Consider the following 21,442-nt stretch of genomic DNA (forward strand, 5'->3'; position numbering starts at 1 on the left):
ATGTCACGACATCGAGAGACAACGGGGGGAGTGAGACTGAAAATCGCAGTGTCGGTGGTTCGATTCCGCCCCTGGGCACCATTTCGACGCTAGAGCACGATCTCGTACGATTGCCTCGCTAGAGGATCGGCGCAGAGGAGTTGCGCCTCCCCGCAACCAGCATCGGCTCTTGAGCCTCGAGGACGATGCCAACCGGTTTCGCCATTTCTTGCGGTTCTCGCGATATTGACACCCTCGCACGTTTCCTGATGCTTGCCTCGGCTCGCGCGCCGGAAGGACCGGCTAGTTGCGGACAGCGTATAGAGGCGTTCTGATCGTCAGTTGATAGGCGGGCTTCGGCACCCACATGATTTCGGCTGTGACGCCAAACAGCCGATTGTCGTTATCGTCCATCCGATCGAGATCGAGCCGCACGATAGGTTGGGTGAAGGGCTGAATGGGCGGGAGGGTCAGAAGCTGCGCGCCTTCGAACGACTGCACGCCCAAGCGGCCAGTGAATTTCCAGTTGTTCGACCATTGATAGTAGCCGCCGACATACGCAATCGTGTTCGGGTTGATCCTCACCAGCGCATTCCCGACGTCGGTGCGCGTGTCCTGGAAACCGGCGAGGAAGCCTTTGGTCTCGTCAGGATCAAGAGCGTAGTCGAATTCGAGAATGTTGTTGAAGGAGGTTGTGCCCAGCGGACCATTGGGGATCGACTGTGTGATGGTCGATTGCAGCGTCACGGTGGGAAAGGTCCCGCCGTTCTGCTGATAAAGGTCCGCCTGGAAGCCGATGTTCCAGCTTGTGACTTGAACGGACGACCACCCGGTGTTTCCGAACTCCGTCGAACTGCCGGAGACGCCGGCGTACAGCGAGACGCTGTCGGTGACATCGACCGTCAATGGAAAATCCACGTTGAGAGATTTCGCTGCTGGCAGGCCGGTCGGAAACGCCGCACGGTTCGGCATTGCGAGGGCATGCAAGGCATTGAACAGCGTTGGATGTCCAAAGCCGAATGCGAGCGATCCCGCCGGCACCTGCGCGTAGATTGTCCTTAGGTCAAGATAGACCGCAGGTGTGGACGCGTTGACAGCGCCGCCATCATCATTTGCGCCATAGGCTGTCCCGGCTGCGAAAACCAGTATCGTTCGCAGTCCGGCTTTCAGGATCAGCCTGAAAGACGAACATTCCCTATGTGGAGGAGCATCCAAGGTGCAAACCTGAGGAACGATCATCATCAAGCCGGGAGGCTGCTCGAATCGATCCCAACTTGTGCGCCACTCGACCTTTCCCGAAATTCTCGTGGGGTTATACCGGCGATCCGCCGGAACGCGCGAGTGAAGTGGGCAGGATCTGCGTAGCCCGATGAGAACGCCACGTCGATGATCTTATTCTCGGTCTCCCTTAGAAGCCTTGTCGCATTGTTGAAGCGAACCTGCTCGAGCAAGCTGGAGTACGTCAGCCCAGCCAGCGAAAGCTTTCTCTGCAGGCTACGAATGCTCAGCCCAACCATCTCGGCCACCTGAGCGAGCGCGGGGCCGCCTTCGTCAAGATACGCTGGCAGCGTAAGTTTGAGAATGCTGACGACATCGCCGCCGAAAGGCGGTCGCTCCGTGGCCGGCAAATTCGACCGGGCGATGTCTGCGCGATTGGGATAGCTCAAGAACTGGATCGGCACCTCGATCCATGAGGCCTTCTGACCTGACATGAACCGCGTACTCGGCCAGCGCGATTGAACCTCGATGCTCGGTGCATAGCTCGCTTCAAATGCAATGACTCTCGGAGTCCAGTTCGCGCCGGCGAACTGACGCACAATGTGCATGACAAAAATGTTCTGAAGCCATTGTGACATCTCAAGATGGGGGATGCCTTCCGTCCCAAGGAGCCTGCTGCAGATTTTCACGTTTCCGTCGCACCTCTCCAGCCATAGGCGCAGATTTGTATCTTCGACCGGCGCCCACCTGCACATCTGCTGAAGGGCGACCAGCAGGGTTGGCGAATGGCGGATTCGAATCCGCATGGCGTCGCTCAGATGATCGAATGAAAGCCTCTGGGCCGCGCGAAAAGCGATCTCCGACAAACCCTGCTTTTCCTGGGCGGCCGTCGCAAAGCGAACGGCCGGCAGAAGCGGCACATAGTGATCGGCTTTTTCCTCCAAAGACGCAGGCAGCCGGAATTTGGCGAGAAGTGCCGCTGTGGGTCCGCCGATTTCTGAATGAATTTCAGCAAATGGTATGACAAATTGACAACGGGTCAAAGGAATAACGGTCATTTCTGCCTGCCCGGACATAGACCACCGAGATTGCAGCCTAGCAGGCGGCAACGCTTCCAGCCTCATCTTTGTCGAATGGCTGCGCCGCGAGAACGTCCGGCGAGCTCCATGTGACGGATCTTTTGGCGGCTGATGGCCAGACGATCCTCGAAACTCGTTTAGTCTGAGATGTCGTTTTTCATTTTGCAGGAGCGCAGGCTTCACGCCTCGTCCGAGCCGATGAGAGCTGTCCGGCCACCTTCAGCCCATGCGGTCCGCGCGGTCATTGTCGCTACGCTGCGACACGGTGACGCAACCCTCGATGGTGCCGCTCGCGCCCTCCAGATCAGCTCGCGCACGCTGCAGCGCCATCTCGGTCGCATGGGCACAAGCCACAGCGAAATCCTTGCCGAGGTTCGCTTGAGTATTGCTTGCCGTTTGCTCGCGCGCTCAAGCAGGCGCCTCTCCGACATCGCTAAATCGCTCGGCTACGCCAATGCAAGCAGCTTCAGCCGGGCTTTCGCGCGTTTGATGAAAATCGAACCCGTTGTTTACAGACAGCAGCACCTTGCTCGCAATCAGGAGCTGGCGCGTCCTCGCGGAGGCGCGGGCGCAATTGACGGCTCAGGCTGATCACCGACGATTGGCGCGAAATGGCAAGACGCGCGACGTGAATTGGCGCGAAATGCTTAGCGCGACTTGACGATTGCCCAGCTCCCTGGGTCACCTTCCGACAAGGCGCTGAAGATGCGTGGGACGATCCTGGCGAGCCATGGGAGCCGGACGAGAGAAAAAACAGTCCTTTTTCAAAGGAGAGAATAACCGTGAAGCTTCGTACAGCTCTGTTCGCATTTTGCGCCGGCGGATTGCTCGTATGCCCGCAAGGACTTTTTGCTCAAGCGGCACCCGAGCATAAGCCGCATGTTCCGCTCGAGAAGTCCATAGGCCAGGCAAAACCCGAAGTCGTGCCCTCACTCTTCGTGCTCAATTCGCGCGGTGCGAACCTGAATGACGGCAAGCTTGTGCTGACCGGAATTTCGCCGAATGCAATCGTGTTTGCCGATCGGCCGGTTCGCGCGGCCGGTCATGACCTCACGGCGCGAATTGTCGAGGATTGGGGCAACGGCAGCGACAACTTCGCCAAGGATCCTCCAAACGCCACGGTTTCCGGGTTCAGGAAAGACGGCTCGTCGGTCAGCGACGCCGTCGTCGTATTAAAGTCGCCCAAGCTTGAAGGAGACAAGCTTACCTTCGATGTCGACGTACTCGAGGGAGATCTTGCGGGAGCTGATGGGCCGGCGTCGGTCTTTATCGACATCATTGGCCGGCCGTTCACTCCGCTCTCCTTTGCGGGCGTCGCCCGCCGCACGGCCTGGCGCGGTGCCTACTATCGTGGCGCTGCCGTCGCAGGAGCTGCTGCTCTTGGAGCTGCGGCTGTCTATCCATATTACGCGCCCCGATGCGGATACTATCCCTATCCGCCTTGCTATTGAACAGCACGGACCAGTCTACCGCCTGAGCCGAACATACAAATTTACAGGAGAGAAGCATGCGGCGAACAGCCGTCATGGCAGCGTCACTAGTCCTTACGATCATCCAATCCGCGCATGCGCAGACTGACCTGAGCGCTTACGCGGATGCCGAAGGCTATCTGGATGTTCAGAAATTGACGTGCGCGCAACTGGCCGGAACGTGGCAGGGAGACGCCGATCTGCTCACTGCCTGGTACAGCGGTTGGTACAACGGCCTCGCGCGCAAGCACTACCTGGACATCAAGAAGTCCCGGCAGGCCGAGCACGAGGTGATTCAGCACTGCAAGGCCCATCCTGACCAGCTCATCATTGAGGCGATCGCAGTCGTCTTCAACGACATGAGAGCAAAACTTGGAATCAGGATGCAGCCATAGCCGCCGGCGGAACGCTCTACGGGAGGCGTTGAATCTCGGTGCAGCCCTCTCATCCTCCATTTTAAAGATCAACAAATATGCAAAGGAGAGAAAAATGAAGATCACTCGTCGCGATCTTACGCTCGGCGGAATGAGCCTGCTCACGGGAGCGGCAATGGGGCAATCGGCCTTCGCTCAGGACGGCTCTTTCCTGGGGATCGGTCAGGGCTTGGAGGACTTCTGGCTCGCGAGCGACGCTTACATCTTCGGCTATCCGTTGGTGACGATGGAGATGACTCGCCGGGTCATTACTAACGTTGCCGAGCCCGTCGGAACACGGGGGCCGATGGGCCAAATCATCAAACTGCGCCAATATCCGGACGCTTCGTTCAGGGATGTCACCGCGCCGAACGCGGATACTCTGTACACGACTTCCTTTTTTGATGTCGGGAAAGAGCCGTGGGTCCTCAGCATCCCGGACATGAAAGGGCGTTATTTCCTGATGCCGATGCTGGACGGCTGGACGACGGTGTTTCAGGTCCCAGGGAAGCGCACCACGGGCACCGGGGCGCAGACTTACGCGATCACCGGACCCGGGTGGAAAGGCACGCTGCCGGCTGGCGTGAAGGAGTACAAGTCACCCACCAATATCGTGTGGCTGCTTGGCCGCATCTATTGCACCGGCACGCCGGAGGATTATGCGGCCGTCCACAAGCTGCAGGATGAGTGCAAGCTCGTTCCGCTCAGTGCTTACGGCAAGCCGTACACGCCACCCGCGGGAAAAGTCGATCCGTCGATCGACATGAAGACCGCGGTCCGCGAGCAGGTCAATCGGATGGACGCGGTGTCGTATTTCAAGCTGCTGTGCGAGTTGATGAAGACCAATCCGCCATCCGAAGCAGACGCGCCTCAACTCGCCAAATTTGCCCGGATCGGCATCGTCCCCGGACAGGATTTTGATGAGAGCAAGCTCAAGGCGGACTTCCTGAAGCGCGTACCGGAGGTGTCGTTCGACAGGATCATGCTTCAGTTCAAGATCAACAAAGCGGTTAAGGACGAGAACGGCTTTGCATTCACGACCAAAACCGGCATCTACGGCACCGACTATCTGATGCGTGCCCTCGTGACGGCCATCGGACTTGGCGCCAACCGTCCACAGGATGCAGTCTATCCGACGTCCCAAAAGGATGTGGAGGGGAACAAGTACAACGGTGCAAACAAGTATGTCATGAGATTCCCCAAAGGCCATCTGCCGCCGGCCGAGGGATTTTGGTCGCTCACGATGTACGATAGCAGCTACTTCTTCGTGAAGAATCCGCTCAACCGCTACTCGATCAGCGCTCGCGAAGATCTGAAGGAGAACGCGGACGGCTCGACGGATCTCTACATTCAGAAGGACTCCCCGGGCAAAGACAAGGAAGCGAACTGGCTACCAGCGCCTGAGGGAGATTTCATACTGATGCTGCGCATGTACTGGCCGCAGGAAACCGACCCGTCGATCATCAACGGCACATGGACGATCCCCGCCGCCAGGAAGATCGGGGCCTGAGAGATTGAACTGATGCCGGCCTACAAAGGGCCGGCATCAGTCAAAGTGAGCTTGCGCCGCAGAAGGAGCGGCAGAACAGACTTTGCGCCGATACGTTTGGAAATGCAGGGGGCGTGAGATGGGCACCGTTGATCTTCGCGGAAAGGGACACCGCAGGCGACGTAAAACAAAACGCGGAATCCGCTTCCCGTTCAGAGCCTCGCTCATGGCCATGCTGACAATGTCGGTTTGGTCTGCAACCGTCCATGCCGACGAAGGCGGAGTTTCATATTGGCTCCCCGGCCGATTCGGCAGCCTCGCAGCGACCCCTCAGGTCGCCGGGTGGTCGATGGCGGAGGTCTACTATCACACCAGCGCAAGTGCCTTCGGCAATGCAGCGGCCGCAAGGGAAATTCAGGTCGGCAGGATCCCCGCCGCAGTCAACGTCGATCTGAACCTGCATCTGAACGCACAGGCGGATCTCATGCTGCTCAATCCCACTTACACATTCGCAACGCCGGTGCTGGGTGGACAACTTGCCATTGGCGTAACCGGATTGTTCGGGCGATCGAGCGCAAATCTTGACGGCACGCTGACGGCGGCGGTCGGCCCGCTGGCGGTAACGCGGGCGGGCAGTTTTGGCGATTCGATTACGTCGGTCGGTGACCTCTACCCGCAGGCGACTCTCAAATGGAACGCCGGCGTCCACAATTTCATGGCCTATGCGACGGGTGATATTCCCGTCGGGGCATACAGCCAGGTCCGCCTTGCCAATCTCGGCATCGGTCACGCCGCCGTAGATGCCGGCGGCGGCTATACCTATTTCAATCCGCAAGCCGGGCACGAGTTTTCTGCTGTCGCGGGCTTCACCTACAATTTCAAGAACCCGGATACGCAGTACCAGAACGGCATCGACTTCCACCTCGATTGGGGGGCTTCCCAGTTTTTATCCAAGCAGGTGTTTGTTGGTCTCGTCGGCTACGCCTATCAGCAGGTTACCGACGACTTTGGCCAGCATCCTGTCCTCGGAGGCTTCCGTTCGCGGGTCTTGAGCGTCGGTCCGCAGATCGGCTTTCTGTTTCCTGTCGGCGACATGCAGGGCTATTTGAACCTGAAGGGATATGGCGAATTCGCTGCGGAGAATCGCCCCGCCGGGTGGAATACGTGGCTGACGTTCTCAATTTCACCGATGGCGCCCACGACCGTGGCGTCAGCTCGCCGGCCAATAGCAAAATAATCAGGCGGTCACGGTAGCGACAGAGCCAATGTTGCCAGATACACCATCGGTCGGTCAGCTCTCCCACGTTATTTCGCAAGCGGCCGCACCCGCGTTTCTTCTCGGCGCATTGGCGGCTTTCATCGCGGTTCTGATTTCTCGCCAGAACAGGATCATCGACAGGTCAATCTACCTGAACCAGATTTCCAATGAAGATGAGGTGAGATGCCGGCTCAAGGCAGACTTGCCGCGTCTCGTACGACGCGCCGCCATGATCAATCGGGCAATCTTCTGGGCTATCATGGGAAGTATCTCGATCAGCGTTGTAATAGTCGTCGGCTTCGTGAGCGCGTTCTTTCAGATCCAGCACGAGCGAGGCGTTGCCATCCTCTTCATTGTTTCGGTGGCAGCTTTCATCGTGTCACTGGTGGATTTCGCCCGAGAGGTCCGAATTGCCCTGAGCGAGTTTGACCATTACGGTTGATTTCGTCCCGGTCGTTGTCCAGGACCTTAAGCAAACATCAATTCTGACAATGTCGGCGACCTTGAGCGGGGTTTAGCCAACAATCTCCCGAGCGGGCACCCGTCCCGGCGTCGCCCGAAGGGCGAAACCGGATGGTTCGATCCGTCCCCAGGGCACCATTCCCGACCTAACAGACGTGCGAACGGTCTCTCGGCCCGGTTGAGTCATAGTGATGCACAGGGCGTCGTGCAGCGATGGCCAAGATGCATGCCCGGGCGCTCGTCGCAATTCGCGGTGGATTTCGCTGAATTGCCTCAGCCAAGCGTGTCGGTTCGAGGTAGCCTGTCTCATGGAGTATCCTGCCCATGCGAAGAGCCCACGCCAAAGCGTCTGCCACGGACCATCACGCGAGGAAAATTGCGACGGCCATTGCCAAGGGCCGGCCACCCGCGTTCTCGCCCGATCTCGATCGATATCTGGAAGAATCGCCGGGCGAGATTTTCGCCGCCCTCGATGCGGCGTCTCACCATATGCCTCCGATGGGCACGGATGTGTCTCTTGCCTTCGGCTATCTTTTCCTGCTCCAGGCGCTGCTCGAGCGCCTGCGGTACCAGACCGATCGGGGTTACACGGATGCCGCCGAACTGATCGCAACGTTCCAGGCAGAGGTCGCTGCGCGAGCCGAGGCGGGACAGATCGACGAACAGATGCTCGCTTATGTGGGAGGAGCCCTGCATCAGGCGAGCATTCCGGCGTCGCCGGAGTTCGTCGCCGCTTCGGCGAAGCAACATGCCGACCATCAAGGTGAACTGCCCGCCGATGTCGGCGATGCTCTGCAAGGTCTGCTGCAAGCCTGTGATGGCGATCCGTTCGCGCTTGTTGGCTCGCTCGCGGAATTTGGTCATGCCATGCCCGAGCAAGCACGGGGCGCTTTGGGCTCCGGACTTGCAATCGGCGCGCTAGCGGAGACGCGTCCGGCCGCCGTCCTGTTTCTGCTGGATTCCAGCCCCGTTGTTCGCCGCGCGGTGGCGGGTGCGCTTTCCCAGGTCGCCGCGTCGTTGTCGGCGGTGGACCTTCGCCGATTGGTCACCATGCGCAACTGGCGACCGGAGGGCGAACGCGCCGAACTCGACACCATCATTCGCAGCGCCCGGACCGCGGGCGTTACCTGCGCGCAATGGGAGGCCGGCGCCGCTCAGGAGATTCTGGCCACCGCAATCGACGGTGCTGCAACGCAGTCATTTCTGCTGGTCTCGCCGGCCGGACGCAAGAAGCGCGTCTCGTCGATCTTGACGAAGGGCCACGTCGCGGACGCCTGGAGCGGCGAACCGGAAACAAAGCGCCAGATCGAGGTTGCGATAGCGGCCGCCAGCATGGACCTGCCGATGCGGACAGTATCCCGATCGTACCTCGACCGCATGCTCTCGCATGCTCTGTCGCTCACGACGGATCGAGGCGGCGCAGCCCCGCTCGGCTTGCTGCAGGTCGCCGAGACGATCGGCGGCGCCGACTGGCAACCCGCGCGCATCGATTTCCGCGCGGCCCTCTCAGAGCTGACCGCCGACCTCCCGAAGATGGCGCATCATCCGAAGGCCGTCGCGGAAGTGCTGCGTTACCGCGGCGGATTTGCCGGCCTCGATGTCATCGAACAATCCTGGTTCGAGGACGATCCGGAACTGCTGGAGCTGGTGACGCCCGGACAGCGCCGCGAGCGCGCGAAGCTTGTCAGCTATCTGTTGCAGAGCTTCATCGCCCGCCGCCGCGACCAGTGGGCCGAACTGCTGTTGCGGACGGCCCTGTGGATGCGCGAAGCGCCCGCCGAAGCCAAACTGGCCTGGCCCGAGCTGACGATCATTGCCCGGGCGATTGCTGACGGAGCGGACCTGTCCGAGATCGGGCTGATGCGCGATGTCGCAGAGCGCACGATCGCCGTGCTGGCCGGCGACGGATCGTAACCTCGAGCATGATCCGGAAAAGTGAAGCGGTTTTCCCTCGCGACAAACGCGAAGCGTTTGCGCGGAGATCATGCGCAAACAAAGAGGTAAAGCGCGATGATGATTCAAGCTAATCTCATCGCGCTTTAGTCCTGGCACACCGCTCCAGGCTCCGTCAATCCGTGACGCTGATCGAGTTGATCTCGCACCAGTCGCGCAACGCGCGCTCGATCGCCTTGTTCTCGAAATCGTGCCATCGATCAAGCGCATGGCGGCGGACGAGCAGGGCCTTGAATTTCTGATAGGCGCCGCGCTTGCTGAAGATGGCGCGAATCTCGTCGAAGTCGCCGGGCAGAAATTCCCGCGCGAAGTCCAGGACCAGCGGCTTGCCTAGATCGAGTTCTCGCTTGTCGGGAACAGCGATGTATTTCTCATTGTCCTCGACGTCATCGGGCAGCTCGTCGTAGAACTCGGCGAAATCTTCAGCGTCGGTATGACAGTAGATCTTGCCCGTCCGTCGGCACACGAACGCCTGATAATCCCCGATAGAGTTTATCATGCTCACAAGCTCAAATGTGTCGAGCAGTTCTGTGAAGCTGACTGGCATGCGGAGTACTTTCGATACTTTAGATGAGCCTCTCGGACGGCCTGTGTGCCCGATGCGACAGGGCCGTGCAAGTGAGACTCATTCGGGTTCCTGATGCGCCGGCTTGTCCGTGGGGTCTTCGACCTGAACGGTCGCCGCTCCGTGCAGGCCTCGTAGCCGGATCACGATCTCGATGACGTCAACGTCGATTTTCAGGAGATCGACATCGCGGGTCGCCTCGCGCACCTCCTGACCCTTGCGCGCAAGCTCCTCCGATACATCGACCGCCATCCTGCGTTCGGTCACGTTACCGGTGCCGTTGACAAAGGCCTTCGCTCGCATCCATTCCAGTCGCGCGCGCTGCGTATCGCGCGCGAGCTTGCCCTCGGCATATCGGCGTCGTGCGTCGACATAGGCGCGGATCAACGCCTGATCGGATAGGCCCCACAGTTCTTCGATCGACATTTCCATGCAGAGAAGTCCGGACTTGTCGCAGATCATCGCGCCGCTGCTCTTCGGGCGCACGGCTCATGTGACCCCCGGGCCGGAAGATTTTCAAGTGCGGCGCCGGCCATTGGCGCGACCTCCGGCGGGATAATGTCTGCGATGTCCGAGCCCGCGGCTTGTTTCTCGTCGGGATTTCAATGGTATCTCGCCTGGGCGCCGGTGGCGTCGGGGCGCCGCGCGGAGGGACAGCGCATGGCGCTGGGCCGCCGTGGCGACGCACTCGCCGATTTCCGCACGGCGCAATCGATCGACCCGGCCGACCAGGTCAGCAAGCGGCAGCTCCGCATGTTCGGCTTCTGACCGTACGCCGCTCAAGATTTTCACGCTTTCGGATTGCCGGGCATCTTGGCGGCACCTCGCTGTTCGGCGCAGTATGCAAAATCCAGTCGCGTGGCGTCCGGCCAGGCTGCACGGGGACCGGCGCGCTGCGCCGCATCACAAGGGACGGGCCGATGCTGCTGGCGATCGATCAGGGCAACACCAACAGCGTGTTTGCGGTTCACGACGGCGAGCACTGGGTCGCGCAATGGCGCTCGGCGACCGCGACCAGCCGGACCGCGGATGAATATGCGGTGTGGCTCGCGCAGTTGATGGCTATGCATAAGCTCGATCTCAGCATGCTCAAGGCCTGCGTGATCGCCAGTGTGGTGCCGCAGGCGATCTTCAACCTGCGCAACCTGTCGCGCCGCTACCTGCACGTCGAGCCGCTGATCGTCGGGGAGAATGCCGAGCTCGGCATTCCCGTGCGTACCCTGAAACCGGCGGAGGTCGGCTCGGACCGCCTGGTCAATGCGCTCGGCGCGCTGGCGCTCCATGCCGCGCCGCTGATCATCGTCGACAGCGGCACCGCCATCAAGCTCGACGTGGTCGGCAGCGACGGCGCCTTCGAGGGCGGCGTGATTGCGCCCGGCGTGCACCTGTCGATGGAGGCGCTGCATGCCGCCGCGGCAAAGCTGCCGCGGATCGCGCTGCAGCGGCCGCGGCGCGTGATCGGCAACGACACCGTCAGCGCGATCCAGTCGGGCGTGTTCTGGGGCCATGTCGCGCTGATCGAGGGCATGATCGCGCGCATCAAGGCCGAACGGAATGAAGCGATGACGGTGATTGCGACCGGCGGCGTCGCCTCGCTGTTTCACGACGCGACCCAGGCGATCGATCATTTCGACCCCGATCTGACCATTCGGGGCTTGCTCGAGGTGCACCGGCGCAATACGGCAGCCCCGACCGGCCGGGGCTAGTCGACCATCGCCGGGGCGCAGCGCTCGCGCGCAGCCATTCGAACGCGGCAGCTCGACCAGCGATCGCCCCGGCCCTGCCGCAGCCGCCAATCCCTAACGAAGCGTTACACGCCGGCCCCGAATTTCGTTGATCGAACGAAGTTGACGTTAAATCGGCGTGCTCATGATCGTCCGTCCAGGCAATCGGATGCTTGAGGGCAGCATGATCTCCTCCGAGGGATTGGAAGCTGGAATACCCTCGCGAATGAGGTTGCAAGTCAGATCGGTGGTCGTTGCGGCGTGGCGCGCGCACCTGCGCCGCTTTGCGCGCGACGAATCCGGCAGCTATGCCATCCTGGTCGCCTTGCTGCTGCCCGTCCTGGTCGGCGCGGCGGGCCTCGGCACCGAGGTCGCCTGGTGGTTCTACAAGCACAAGAACATGATGAGCGCGGCCGATTCGGCCGCCGTCAGCGCCGCCACCGCCGGCACCAATCTGTTGACCGAAGCCAACGCCATCACGGCGTTCTACGGCTATGCCAACGGCGTCGACAACGTCACCGTCGCGGTCAACCAGCCGCCCGCCACCGGAAGCTTCGCCACAGGCACGCTGGCCGTCGAAGTCATCATCACCCAGCCGCAACAGCGGCTGTTGTCGGCGCTGTTCGGCTCCGGGACGGTGCCGATCACGGCGCGCGCCGTCGCGCTCGGCAATGTCGGGACCGGCTGCGTGCTGGCCCTCGACCCCACCGCCAGTCCGGCCGCGTCCGTGAAGGGCAGCGCCCAGGTCAATCTGATCAACTGCAATCTCTATGACAATTCCAGCGGCGGCCCGGCGCTCGCCGTCACCGGCACGTCCACGGTCAACGCGCGGATGGTCGCCGTGGTCGGCGGCGTCACCGGCACGAGCAACATCACCACCACCGCCGGCATCCGCACCGGCGTGCGGCCGACGCCCGATCCCTACGCCAACGTCACGCCGACGATGCCCAGCCATTGCGACTACTCGAACAAGTTCAACGTGAAGGGGACCACGGCGCTCACCCCGGGAAGCTATTGCGGCGACATCTCGGTGAACGCCGGCGCCACGCTGACGCTCGATCCCGGAATCTATTATCTCAAGGGCAGCAATCTGTCGGTGGCCGGCAACGCCACCATCACCGGCACCGGCGTCACCCTGGTGTTCACCGGCTCGGGCAGCAGCTGGAGCTCGGCGAACATCGGCAGCAACGCCAATGTCATGCTGACCGCGCCCACCAGCGGGGTCACCGCCGGCATTGCGATGTACGGCGACCGCAACATGCCGGTCGGCACCACCTTCAACCTTACCGGCGGCGGCACGCAGAACCTCGCCGGCGCGATCTATCTGCCCAAGGGCGATTTGAGCTTCAGCGGCGGCAACGGCACCAGCACCACTTGCACCCAGATCATTGCCGATACGATTACCTTTGTTGGAAATTCGAACGTTCAGGTCAACTGCGCGGCGATGGGCGGTAGCGCCATCGGTACGGCAACCGCGCAGCTCGTCGAGTAAGCCGATCATCAGTGTGGAGGCGGACATGACAGGTGGAGAATGCCTTGCGCGAAGGCGTGACATGTCACGCCGCATCTTCGGGCGGTTCAGGAAAGACCGGCGCGGCGCCGCCGCGGTCGAATTCGGCGTGCTGGTGCCGCTGCTGGCGCTGATGGCGGTTGCGGTGACCGACCTAGGCCTTGCGATCTACCGCAAGATGCAGGTGGAGAACGCGGCCCAGGCCGGGGTCGAATATGCCATCGCGCACGGATTTGACGTCACTGCGATTACCGCGGCGGTGGTCAATGCGACCAATAACCCGGTGATCACCGCCACCCCGGCGCCGACCAAATATTGCGGCTGCGCGACGTCGTCCGGGGTCAGCAGCGCGACATGCGGGAGCACCTGTCCGGGAGGCCGGCCGGCGGGCACATACACCACCGTGTCGGCGCAGGCGAACTACTGGACCATCATCAACTATCAGGTGGTGCCGGCCAGCTATGCCTTCAGCATGCAGTCGAAGGTGCGGCTGCAATGAGCCGCGCCGCTGCATTGTGGGGCGATCGCCGCGGCACGTCCGCGCTCGAATTCGGCCTGATCGCGCCGCTGTTCTTTGCCTTCGTGTTCGGCATCGTCGAAATGGGCCTGCTGCTGTGGACCCAGGCCGGGATGCAGCATGGCGCCGCGCTCGCCGCGCGCTGCGCCACGGTGAACGCCACGCTGTGTCCGACCGGCAATCCGAGCATGATTACCGCCTATGCGAGCCAGAAGGCCTTCGGCCTCAATCTGCCCGCGTCGACCTTTGCCTATTCCACGCCGGCCTGCGGCAACCAGGTGACCGCGAGCTATCAGTTCCAGTTTCCGCAGATCCTCAATCTGGCACCGCTCACGCTGACGGCGGCGTCCTGCTTTCCTGCCTGATCGGCAACGCGGTCGAATCGGTGAGGTGCCGCAGGTGAAACTCCGGCACTCACCTTTCGCGCAAACTCTCCTGCTTGTAGCGGGCGAGCGGGGACAGCAGGTAAGAGATGATCCTGCGGGAGCCGGTCTTGATTTCGACGGTAACGGCCATGCCCGGTGAAAGATTGACGCGCTTGTTCTCGATCTCCATCTGGCTGCGGTCGATCGACAATCGCGCGGCATAGACCAGCTCCTGGCCCTTCGGCTCGCTGCTGGTGGCTTCCGCGCCCGCCGATGTCTCGCTGCCTTTGTCCGTGGGTTTGTTGCGGGTGATCGCGTCCTGCGAGATGCTGAGAACCTTGCCTTGCAGCAGGCCGTATCGGGTGAAATTGAAGGTGTCGATCTTGATCGCCGCCTCCTGGCCCGGCTCGACGAAGCCGATGTCGCGGTTCGAGACCATGGCCTCGATCTCGAGCCGGCTTTCGCTCGGAACGATCAGCATCAGCATCTGCGCCGGCGTGACGACGCCACCGATGGTGTGAACCGCGAGCTGCTGCACCACGCCGTCGATCGGCGCGGTCAGCCTTTGCAGGCTGGTTCGCTGCTCGGCCTTGACGGCCTCCTGCGTGAGGCCGGCGGCCTTTTCCTCGGCCTTGGCCAGGCCCTCGAACAGGCCGCGTTCGTACTCGGCGATTGCTTTGGTCCGAGTCTCCATCAGGACCGCGATCGCGGCATCGGCTTCGCTGGATCGGCGCTGCATGACGGAGATTTCCTGCTGCTGCGCAACGAGCTCCTGGTATTCCGTCAGGTATGTGAGCTTGGATCCCAATTCCTTCTGAAACAGCTGTTGGCGGATTTCGACGCGCTGCTGCAACGGCGCCAGCGTCGCCTTGATCTTTTCGACGGAGGCCTCGAACGTGGCGCGTTCAGCCTCCTTCTGCTTCACCTGCTGGTCGATCGCGGCCAGCTTGGCATTCTGCTCGGCAGTCTGGCTGACGAGAAAGCGCCGGTGCATCTCGACCTGGGCGGGGGTGGCGTCCGCGGGCGGCACAAAGGCGCCGACGGGATCTTCGTTTCTCGCTAATGCCGCCTTGGTGCGCGCGACGTCGAGTTGAGCCGACAGCAAGTCGCCCTTCAAGCGGCTGAGCTCTGCCGCCGTCATCGTCGTATCGAGCTCGATCAGCACGTCGCCGCTTTTGACGGCCTCGCCGTCGCGCACCTTGATCGCGCGCACGACCCCGGTCTCGAACGGCTGGATCGTCTTGGTCCGGCCGCTCGGGATCAGCTTGCCCGGGGATATCGCGACGATGTCGACGGTGCCCAGACACGCCCAGGCGACTGCGGCTGTGAAGATGGCGGCGATGCTGAACGCGGTCGCGCGCCCAAGCGGCGAGGGCGGCGTCTCGACGATCTCGAGCGCGGCCGGCAGAAAGGCCAGTTCGTCGTGCCGCCGGCGCTCCTCGCCGGGTCCGATGCGTGCGACGGCCCGCCCGAGCCTGCGGGCGTGGTCGGCGAATATGATGATCCCGCCGTTGGCCGCCGCCGTGCTCGACGGCTCCTCGTTCCGTGCGTCAGCCTTGACGATATTCCGCCGGCCATCGATCACATTGCGAGAGATGTCGTTCGCGCGGGTGAGCGAGGTCTTCCAGAGTTGCTGGAGTTGTCTGACGGCGGCCGCACGGGTCTGCTCGACCTGAGCAGCCAGGGCTCCGCGCCGCTTCACGACGACGAGCCGGCCGTCCCAGACCGCCTCGAACTGGTCCTGGGTCATCAGGGTTGGCCGCTCGGCATCCGGCGCGAGAACGATGGCGGTATCGCCCGAGACCTTTCCAAGCAGCAGGAAGCTTCCGTTGCGCAGCACGGCAATTGCCGGCAGCGGACCGCCGGCCAGCCTGGTCCACGGCAGTTTGGCAATGCGGGCCGTACAACCGGCCGCCCTCGCGTATTGGAGCATCTGCTTGACGCCCATGGGAGACACTGCGTCCCGGCGCGGTTGCCCGGAATCGACGCCAGCGCCGATCAGACGAAGCAACAGGTTCAGGATGTGAAAGCCCGGATCCTCGATCGGCGGCCTGGCATCAGCATCCCTGACATCAGCATCCCTGGCATTTGCTTCCAACGCATTTGCTTCCATCGCACTTGGCCTTCATGCATCGGGTGTGACGTGGCGTGACTTGTTGTGACTTGGCCCCAGACGGGCTTCGCACCGTCAGGAATAGTGTTCCTGCAAGCCTGCCTGCAGGCGGTGCAGCTTTGAGTATCGGCCGCCCGCTCTGACCAACTCCTGGTGAGAGCCATCCTCGATCAGGCGGCCGCGCTCGATGGTGATGACGCGATCGGCAAGCCGGAGCGCCGAGAGGCGGTGCGCGATGATGATCACGGTCCGGCCGCGCGCCATCTGCGCCATGTTCTTTTGCACGATGCTCTCGCTTTCGTAGTCGAGCGCACTCGTCGCCTCGTCGAAAATGAGAATGCGGGGGTCCGCGATCAGCGCGCGGGCAATCGCGATGCGTTGACGCTGCCCACCCGACAGGGTGCCGCCGCGTTCGCCGACGATGGTGTCGTAACCCTCGGGGAGCTTGAGGATGAAATCGTGGGCACCGGCGAGCTTGGCGGCGGCCATGACGTTTTCGGCCGGGATCGCCGGATCGACGAGAGCGATGTTGTCGCGGACCGTGCCGTTGAACAGCGTGCTGTCCTGGAGCACGACGCCGATCTGACGGCGCAGGCGGGCCGGATCGACCTGGGCGATATCGACGCCGTCGATCAGCACGCGACCGCTTGCAGGCAAATAGAGCCGCTGCACGAGCTTCGCCAGCGTACTCTTGCCCGATCCGGAGGTGCCGACGATTCCGAGCACCTGGCCGGCCGGCACCTCCAGATTGATGTCGTGCAGGATCTCCGGGCCATCGATGCGATAGCGGAAGCTCACATTCTCGAAGCTGATGTCGCCGCGCACCGCCGCGAGCGCCATCTTGCCGGGGCTGTAGACCGGCTCGGGTGCGGTGTTGAGAATGTCGCCGAGGCGCGCGATCGACAGCCGCGCCTGATGGAAATCCTGCCAAGTGTGCGCCAGCCGGAGCACCGGCGTGCTGACCCGTCCGGCCAGCAGATTGAAGGCGATGAGCTCGCCGACGGAAAGTTCGCCGCCGATGACGAGCTTGGCGCCGAAAAACAGGATCGCGGCGCTGGCCAGCTTGCTAACGAATTGGACGGATTCGCTCGCGACATTTCCGAGACTGGTGACGCGGAAGCTGGCGGCGACATAGCCGGCCAGCTGCTCCTCCCAGCGCCGCTGCATCTGCGGCTCGACCGCCATGGCCTTCAGCGTCTCGATGCCGGACACGCTCTCGACCAGGAACGCCTGATTTTCCGCGCCGCGTTTGAACTTCTCGTCGAGGCGCCGCTGGAACAGCGGCGTCGCGACCGCGGAGATCCCGATATAGAACGGGAAGGAGGCGAGGACGATCCAGGTCAGCAGCGGGGAATAGTAGAACAGCACTGCGATGAAGATGCCGGTGAAGAACAGGTCGATCACCAGCGTGAGGCCCGAGCTGGTGAGAAAATTGCGGATGTTTTCCAGCTCGCGCACGCGGGCAACGGAGTCGCCGACCCGCCTTGCCTGGAAGTATCCGATCGGCAATCCGAGCAGATGCCGAAACAGCCGCGCGCCGAGTTCGACGTCGATACGGTTGGTCGTATGGGAGAACAGGTAGGTGCGCAGGATGCCGAGGATCGTTTCGAACAGGGCGATCGCGATCAGTCCGATCGCAAGCACCTCCAGCGTGCTCAGGCTGCGATGCACCAGCACCTTGTCGACGACGACCTGGAAAAACAGCGGTGAGACCAGGGCAAAGAGCTGAAGGAAGAACGAGGCCAGCAGGACCTCGCCCAGCACGCGCTTGTACTTCCGGATCGCGCCGAGAAACCAGGCAACGCCGAACGGGGACGACAGGTCGGTGAGGCTGGCCCGCCTCGTCATCATCAGCAGCCGGCCGTCCCATTCGGCCTCGAACTCGGCCTGGGTCATCTGGATCGGATGCGCGCGACCGGGCTCGAGCACGATGAGCTTGTCGTCGGCGACCTTGCCGAGCAGCAGGAAGCCTCCGTTCCTGAGCGTGGCCAGCGACGGCATCGGCATATTCGTGAGCCGCGCCCATGTCGTCGCCGAGACGCGGGACTTCAGCCCGAATGACTTGGCGCAGCGGAGCATTTCGGGCAGGCCGATGCTGACGCCGCCAAATTGGTGACGAATTTGTTCAGGATCGACGGCCAGACCCTGAAACCGAAGCATCATCACAAGTGCGATGAGACCGGGATCAGTTGGTGGCAAGTTCGTATGAGGTGCGTGCACGCCCCTTCCCCGACTGGAAATGAATGCTGTTCGCCGAAGTCCAGCCCAAATGGGCCGTGCCCAGGGGGACATGTTCGGTGATGAATTCCGATCTGTGACGAATTCCGGGGGTGTGGGCACAACGGCGCACACCGAACTGCGACTTGGTACTGAGATACTTGCAGTTAATTACCGATCGACCATTCAACCCGAACAAGGCCAGACTTTGACCGAACCTGCTTGCCAGGCGCGTCCAGATGGACCGCACGACAAGTTCGAGTTGATAAGTCCTCCCGCCAGCAAAGCCGAACCGCGGCGGCGCTGGCGGGAGCAATCCTCAAGGCGACGCAGCTAGTGGTGCGCCGCCTTAGCCAATGTCTGAGCCAGTGTTGCCGACAGGTCGGTCTGAGTTGACCCTGCGCTGATACCAGAGCCGGTGTCGGCAAAACTCGTCGCCGCGAACTGGTTCACCAGATTCATCGGCTGCTGGCTGATGGCGCTCTGCTGGACTGCGCCGGACCTGGCGACCAGGCTGACATTGTCATAGAGCGCGCCGCGTCCGTCGCCGGCCTGCGCCGCAACCTCGCGGAAGGTGAGGCGGTCCTGGCCGCCGGTGCCGGTCACCGAGAAGTGGTAGGTTCTCCAGCTGCTGCCGGGCGGGACCGTGGCGACCACGTTGTCGTTCCACAAAACCTCGATCGTGCTGGTGCGCTTGCCGGCGTTGGACTGCATCCGCGCATCGAAGGAGAGATCGTAGCTCTGCCCTGCCGTGGTCGTTACCGTCTGGTAGAGACCGTCTTGAGCGCCGCGATAATCGAGCGCGCCAAGGTTCGACCCGTCGGTGGCCTTGACCTTGTTGAGGTTGTTCCACAGCTCGATCGTGCCGCCGCTGATCGCCGTCCAGCCCGGGATCGAACTGAATGCGGCCCAGCTGCCCGCGGCCACCGATGGGGCTTCGAACGACCCGTTCACCAGCAGGTTCTGGCCACTCGGCGTTGGCGCAGGGGTTGGCGTCGGAGTCGGCGACCCCGGCACGGCCGTCGTGTCGGTGACGGTGAAGGTCTCCGGCGTGTCGCTGGTAATCGCCCGACTGCCGGAGGCATTGGCGCCATCATAGGTCGCGCTTTCAATGTAGATGTTGCGGTCCGTGGTGGCCGTGCCGCCATAGAGATCATTGAGCAGCTGCACCGAAACCGTGTGGCTGCCCGCGGCCCAGTCGCCTTTGACCTGCACCGTGTCGACCACCCCGCTGCCGTGCAAGGCGCTGGCGGTCAGCGTCGAGCCGATCTGCTTGCCGTCGACGGAGACGGCATACTGGGAATCGCCCTGATAGGCGTCCTGCGTGATCTTGAGTTCGAGCACGTCGGAGCCGCTGCCGATCGTGGTGGTCACACCTGGCGGCGTGGTGACGACCGGAGGTACCGGCGCCGGGTCGACGGGTGGCAGCGGCGCAGGGTCGGCAGGTGGCGTTGGGACAGGGGCCGTCGGCGAAGTCGTCAGCCAGCTGCTCGTGTCGGGATAGGACAGTGAGATCGAGCCGGTTTCGTGCGTGGCGGCCTTGAATTGCGTAAAGGTTTGGGACCCGCCCCACTCGAACCTGTCTCCTCCGTCAGACATGAAGTATTGATTGTTGGTCCAGGTATTTCCGCCATTGAGCATGCCGGACTCGTTGTAGTCGGCGAAGGCGCCGATGTAGCCGTGCCCGTCACGATCCACGATGATGTTGTCGTGGATCTGGTTGCCGGTGGTCGTGTAGGTGCCGTAGGTGCCGGAACCTCGGTCCTGCTGGATCAGGACGATGCCGTTACCGCCTCCGGTCATGTCGACCCGGTTGCCATAAACCTGCACGTTCTTGGAATTCTGGATATTGATCTCGCTGCCCCAACCCCATCCGCGCGGGTCAGCGTAGCCATTGCCGATCAGCGTGTTGTTGCGGATGATCGCGTCGTAGCTGATCTCGTGGCTGATGCCGTTGATCGTGTTGTGGACGACGAGATTGTCCTCGTAGAGCGTGTGGATGTTGCTGATGTCGGTCCACAGGCCCGCGCCGTTATTGTCGTGTGAGTAGTTGGCTCGCGCGACCAGATTATCCGTGTCGGCGAATTTGAATCCGCCGGCTTCCCACAGCGGATCGATGCCGGACCAGAAGCCGTTGCTTGCGAGTTCGTTGCCTTGAACGAGGATGTTGTTGCCGTATCCGCCGAGCCCCATCTGGCCGTTGTCATGCACGTAATTGCCGATGAACTGGCTGCCGTCATGGGCCGTGGCGCCGACGGCGTAGTTGAGGCGGATTTCGTTGTCCCTGATAATCCAGCCCTGGTCGCCGTTGATAGCGCCGTCCTGAATCTGGGGGTCATACTTCTCGATGACGAGGTTTTGCACCGTCACGTTCGTGGCGGTGCCGTGGAAAGCATCGGTCTGCTTGCCGGCTTCCAATGTATGCCCCGCCGGGTTGTCGGCGATGTAGATCTTGTCGGCGGCATAATCGAAATAGAAGGTGCCGGGAACGACCTTGGAGAGGGCGTCGACCGGCTTGAGCGGCGTGTTGTCGAGAAACACGGTCTCCGGATTGCCGGGTCGCTGCGTGCCAGCCACAAACTCCGCGCTCGTGTTGACGCGGCCTTGCTGCGTCTGGCCGCCAATGCTCCAGAGGTTGCCGCTCTGGGTCCAACTGGACAGCACGGCCGAGCCGTTGAGGATTGCGCCTTGAGCACCGATGAAGGTCTGACCGTCTTTCGGCGCCAGTGAAACGCCGCGATAGACACCGGCCTCAAAGTAAAACGTGGCCCCAGCGGGAGCCGCGTTCACGATAGCCGAGACATTGTCACCTGGATGAAGGATGATCGCGCCGGCGGGCGCAGATGTAACCTTTGTCCCATAAATTCCCATTGCAAGCTCCTTCTGGAAATTCCTTGATCCAGAGCCGTTCTGGCTCTGTGATGAAACGGAGGTTTCTTGCGCGTCCCCGGGCAAGCGTCCGGGCGGGATTCGCAATCGGGTTTGTGCCGATGGCGAGATGAAAATGCGGCATTACAGCAGCATCATCGCGACCGGCTGTCGCATATTGGGCAGCCGTCGAAGGCTCGGATGCAGGCCCAAAACCTGGGCAACATCAAATCTACCAACCAA

Annotated in this window: 19 protein-coding genes and 1 tRNA gene; 13 read left to right on the forward strand and 7 right to left on the reverse strand. The window is 62.0% G+C overall.

Annotated features, from left to right (window positions below; genetic code table 11):
• Positions 1-14: 14 nt before the first annotated feature.
• A tRNA-OTHER gene (locus tag XH93_RS05235) sits at positions 15-81 on the forward strand.
• Positions 82-282: 201 nt separating this feature from the next.
• Here the strand turns inward: XH93_RS05235 and XH93_RS05240 are convergent.
• A complete protein-coding gene (locus tag XH93_RS05240; RefSeq protein WP_371815096.1) occupies positions 283-1,221 on the reverse strand; it encodes a hypothetical protein in 939 nt (312 codons plus the stop codon).
• Positions 1,221-2,255, reverse strand: coding sequence for an AraC family transcriptional regulator (locus XH93_RS05245; RefSeq protein WP_194472700.1), 1,035 nt, complete (start codon positions 2,253-2,255; stop codon positions 1,221-1,223). The genes XH93_RS05240 and XH93_RS05245 overlap by 1 nt, the downstream gene beginning before the upstream one ends.
• Positions 2,256-2,423: 168 nt before the next feature.
• Here XH93_RS05245 and XH93_RS05250 point away from each other — a divergent pair, with 168 nt between their 5' ends.
• From XH93_RS05250 to XH93_RS05280, 7 genes are all read left to right on the forward strand, one after another.
• Positions 2,424-2,867 (forward strand): helix-turn-helix domain-containing protein, encoded by a 444-nt coding sequence (locus XH93_RS05250; protein WP_246799487.1) that lies wholly within the window; start codon positions 2,424-2,426, stop codon positions 2,865-2,867.
• A 185-nt stretch (positions 2,868-3,052) separates the two neighbouring features.
• Entirely contained in the window at positions 3,053-3,727 is a 675-nt protein-coding gene (locus XH93_RS05255; protein ID WP_371815097.1) for a hypothetical protein, read from the forward strand.
• A gap of 56 nt (positions 3,728-3,783) precedes the next feature.
• Positions 3,784-4,140 (forward strand): HdeA/HdeB family chaperone, encoded by a 357-nt coding sequence (locus XH93_RS05260; protein WP_194472701.1) that lies wholly within the window; start codon positions 3,784-3,786, stop codon positions 4,138-4,140.
• A gap of 94 nt (positions 4,141-4,234) precedes the next feature.
• A complete protein-coding gene (locus XH93_RS05265) occupies positions 4,235-5,668 on the forward strand; it encodes a DUF1254 domain-containing protein (protein ID WP_194472702.1) in 1,434 nt (477 codons plus the stop codon).
• 205 nt (positions 5,669-5,873) lie between these two features.
• On the forward strand, positions 5,874-6,884 hold the full coding sequence (locus XH93_RS05270) for a transporter (protein WP_194472703.1): 1,011 nt from the start codon (positions 5,874-5,876) through the stop codon (positions 6,882-6,884).
• Between the two features lie 28 nt (positions 6,885-6,912).
• Positions 6,913-7,347, forward strand: a complete 435-nt coding sequence (locus XH93_RS05275) for a DUF2721 domain-containing protein (protein WP_194472704.1) — start codon at positions 6,913-6,915, stop codon at positions 7,345-7,347.
• A 344-nt stretch (positions 7,348-7,691) separates the two neighbouring features.
• Positions 7,692-9,281, forward strand: a complete 1,590-nt coding sequence (locus XH93_RS05280) for a hypothetical protein (RefSeq protein WP_194472705.1) — start codon at positions 7,692-7,694, stop codon at positions 9,279-9,281.
• 154 nt (positions 9,282-9,435) lie between these two features.
• On the opposite strand, the gene XH93_RS05285 is transcribed toward XH93_RS05280, so the two are convergent.
• Together XH93_RS05285 and XH93_RS05290 are read right to left on the reverse strand one after the other, a co-directional pair.
• Positions 9,436-9,867 carry a hypothetical protein gene (locus XH93_RS05285; protein ID WP_194472706.1) on the reverse strand — a complete coding sequence of 144 codons (432 nt, stop codon included), beginning with the start codon at positions 9,865-9,867 and terminating at the stop codon, positions 9,436-9,438.
• A 78-nt stretch (positions 9,868-9,945) separates the two neighbouring features.
• Positions 9,946-10,317: a hypothetical protein gene (locus tag XH93_RS05290; protein ID WP_194475001.1), complete on the reverse strand. Its 372-nt coding sequence runs from the start codon at positions 10,315-10,317 to the stop codon at positions 9,946-9,948.
• Positions 10,318-10,452: 135 nt separating this feature from the next.
• On the opposite strand from XH93_RS05290, the gene XH93_RS05295 reads away from it, so the two are divergent.
• The 5 genes from XH93_RS05295 (at position 10,453) to XH93_RS05315 (ending at position 14,001) form a co-directional block, all read left to right on the forward strand.
• Positions 10,453-10,653 (forward strand): hypothetical protein, encoded by a 201-nt coding sequence (locus XH93_RS05295; RefSeq protein ID WP_194472707.1) that lies wholly within the window; start codon positions 10,453-10,455, stop codon positions 10,651-10,653.
• Positions 10,654-10,805: 152 nt separating this feature from the next.
• Complete coding sequence (locus XH93_RS05300) at positions 10,806-11,591, forward strand: type III pantothenate kinase (RefSeq protein WP_194472708.1); 786 nt, start codon at positions 10,806-10,808, stop codon at positions 11,589-11,591.
• Between the two features lie 244 nt (positions 11,592-11,835).
• Positions 11,836-13,101 carry a pilus assembly protein TadG-related protein gene (locus XH93_RS05305; protein ID WP_194472709.1) on the forward strand — a complete coding sequence of 422 codons (1,266 nt, stop codon included), beginning with the start codon at positions 11,836-11,838 and terminating at the stop codon, positions 13,099-13,101.
• A 61-nt stretch (positions 13,102-13,162) separates the two neighbouring features.
• Positions 13,163-13,618, forward strand: coding sequence for a TadE/TadG family type IV pilus assembly protein (locus XH93_RS05310; RefSeq protein WP_194472710.1), 456 nt, complete (start codon positions 13,163-13,165; stop codon positions 13,616-13,618).
• On the forward strand, positions 13,615-14,001 hold the full coding sequence (locus tag XH93_RS05315; RefSeq protein WP_194472711.1) for a TadE/TadG family type IV pilus assembly protein: 387 nt from the start codon (positions 13,615-13,617) through the stop codon (positions 13,999-14,001). Before XH93_RS05310 ends, XH93_RS05315 begins: the two co-directional genes overlap by 4 nt.
• A gap of 49 nt (positions 14,002-14,050) precedes the next feature.
• Here XH93_RS05315 and XH93_RS05320 read toward each other — a convergent pair whose 3' ends face one another.
• The 3 genes from XH93_RS05320 to XH93_RS05330 form a co-directional block, all read right to left on the reverse strand.
• Entirely contained in the window at positions 14,051-15,949 is a 1,899-nt protein-coding gene (locus tag XH93_RS05320) for an HlyD family type I secretion periplasmic adaptor subunit (RefSeq protein ID WP_371814933.1), read from the reverse strand.
• A gap of 240 nt (positions 15,950-16,189) precedes the next feature.
• Positions 16,190-18,277: a type I secretion system permease/ATPase gene (locus tag XH93_RS05325; protein WP_246799488.1), complete on the reverse strand. Its 2,088-nt coding sequence runs from the start codon at positions 18,275-18,277 to the stop codon at positions 16,190-16,192.
• Between the two features lie 387 nt (positions 18,278-18,664).
• A complete protein-coding gene (locus XH93_RS05330) occupies positions 18,665-21,307 on the reverse strand; it encodes a carbohydrate-binding domain-containing protein (RefSeq protein WP_194472713.1) in 2,643 nt (880 codons plus the stop codon).
• Positions 21,308-21,442: the final 135 nt, after the last annotated feature.

This window comes from Bradyrhizobium sp. CCBAU 51753 (genome assembly GCF_015291565.1).
Classification (GTDB): domain Bacteria; phylum Pseudomonadota; class Alphaproteobacteria; order Rhizobiales; family Xanthobacteraceae; genus Bradyrhizobium; species Bradyrhizobium ivorense.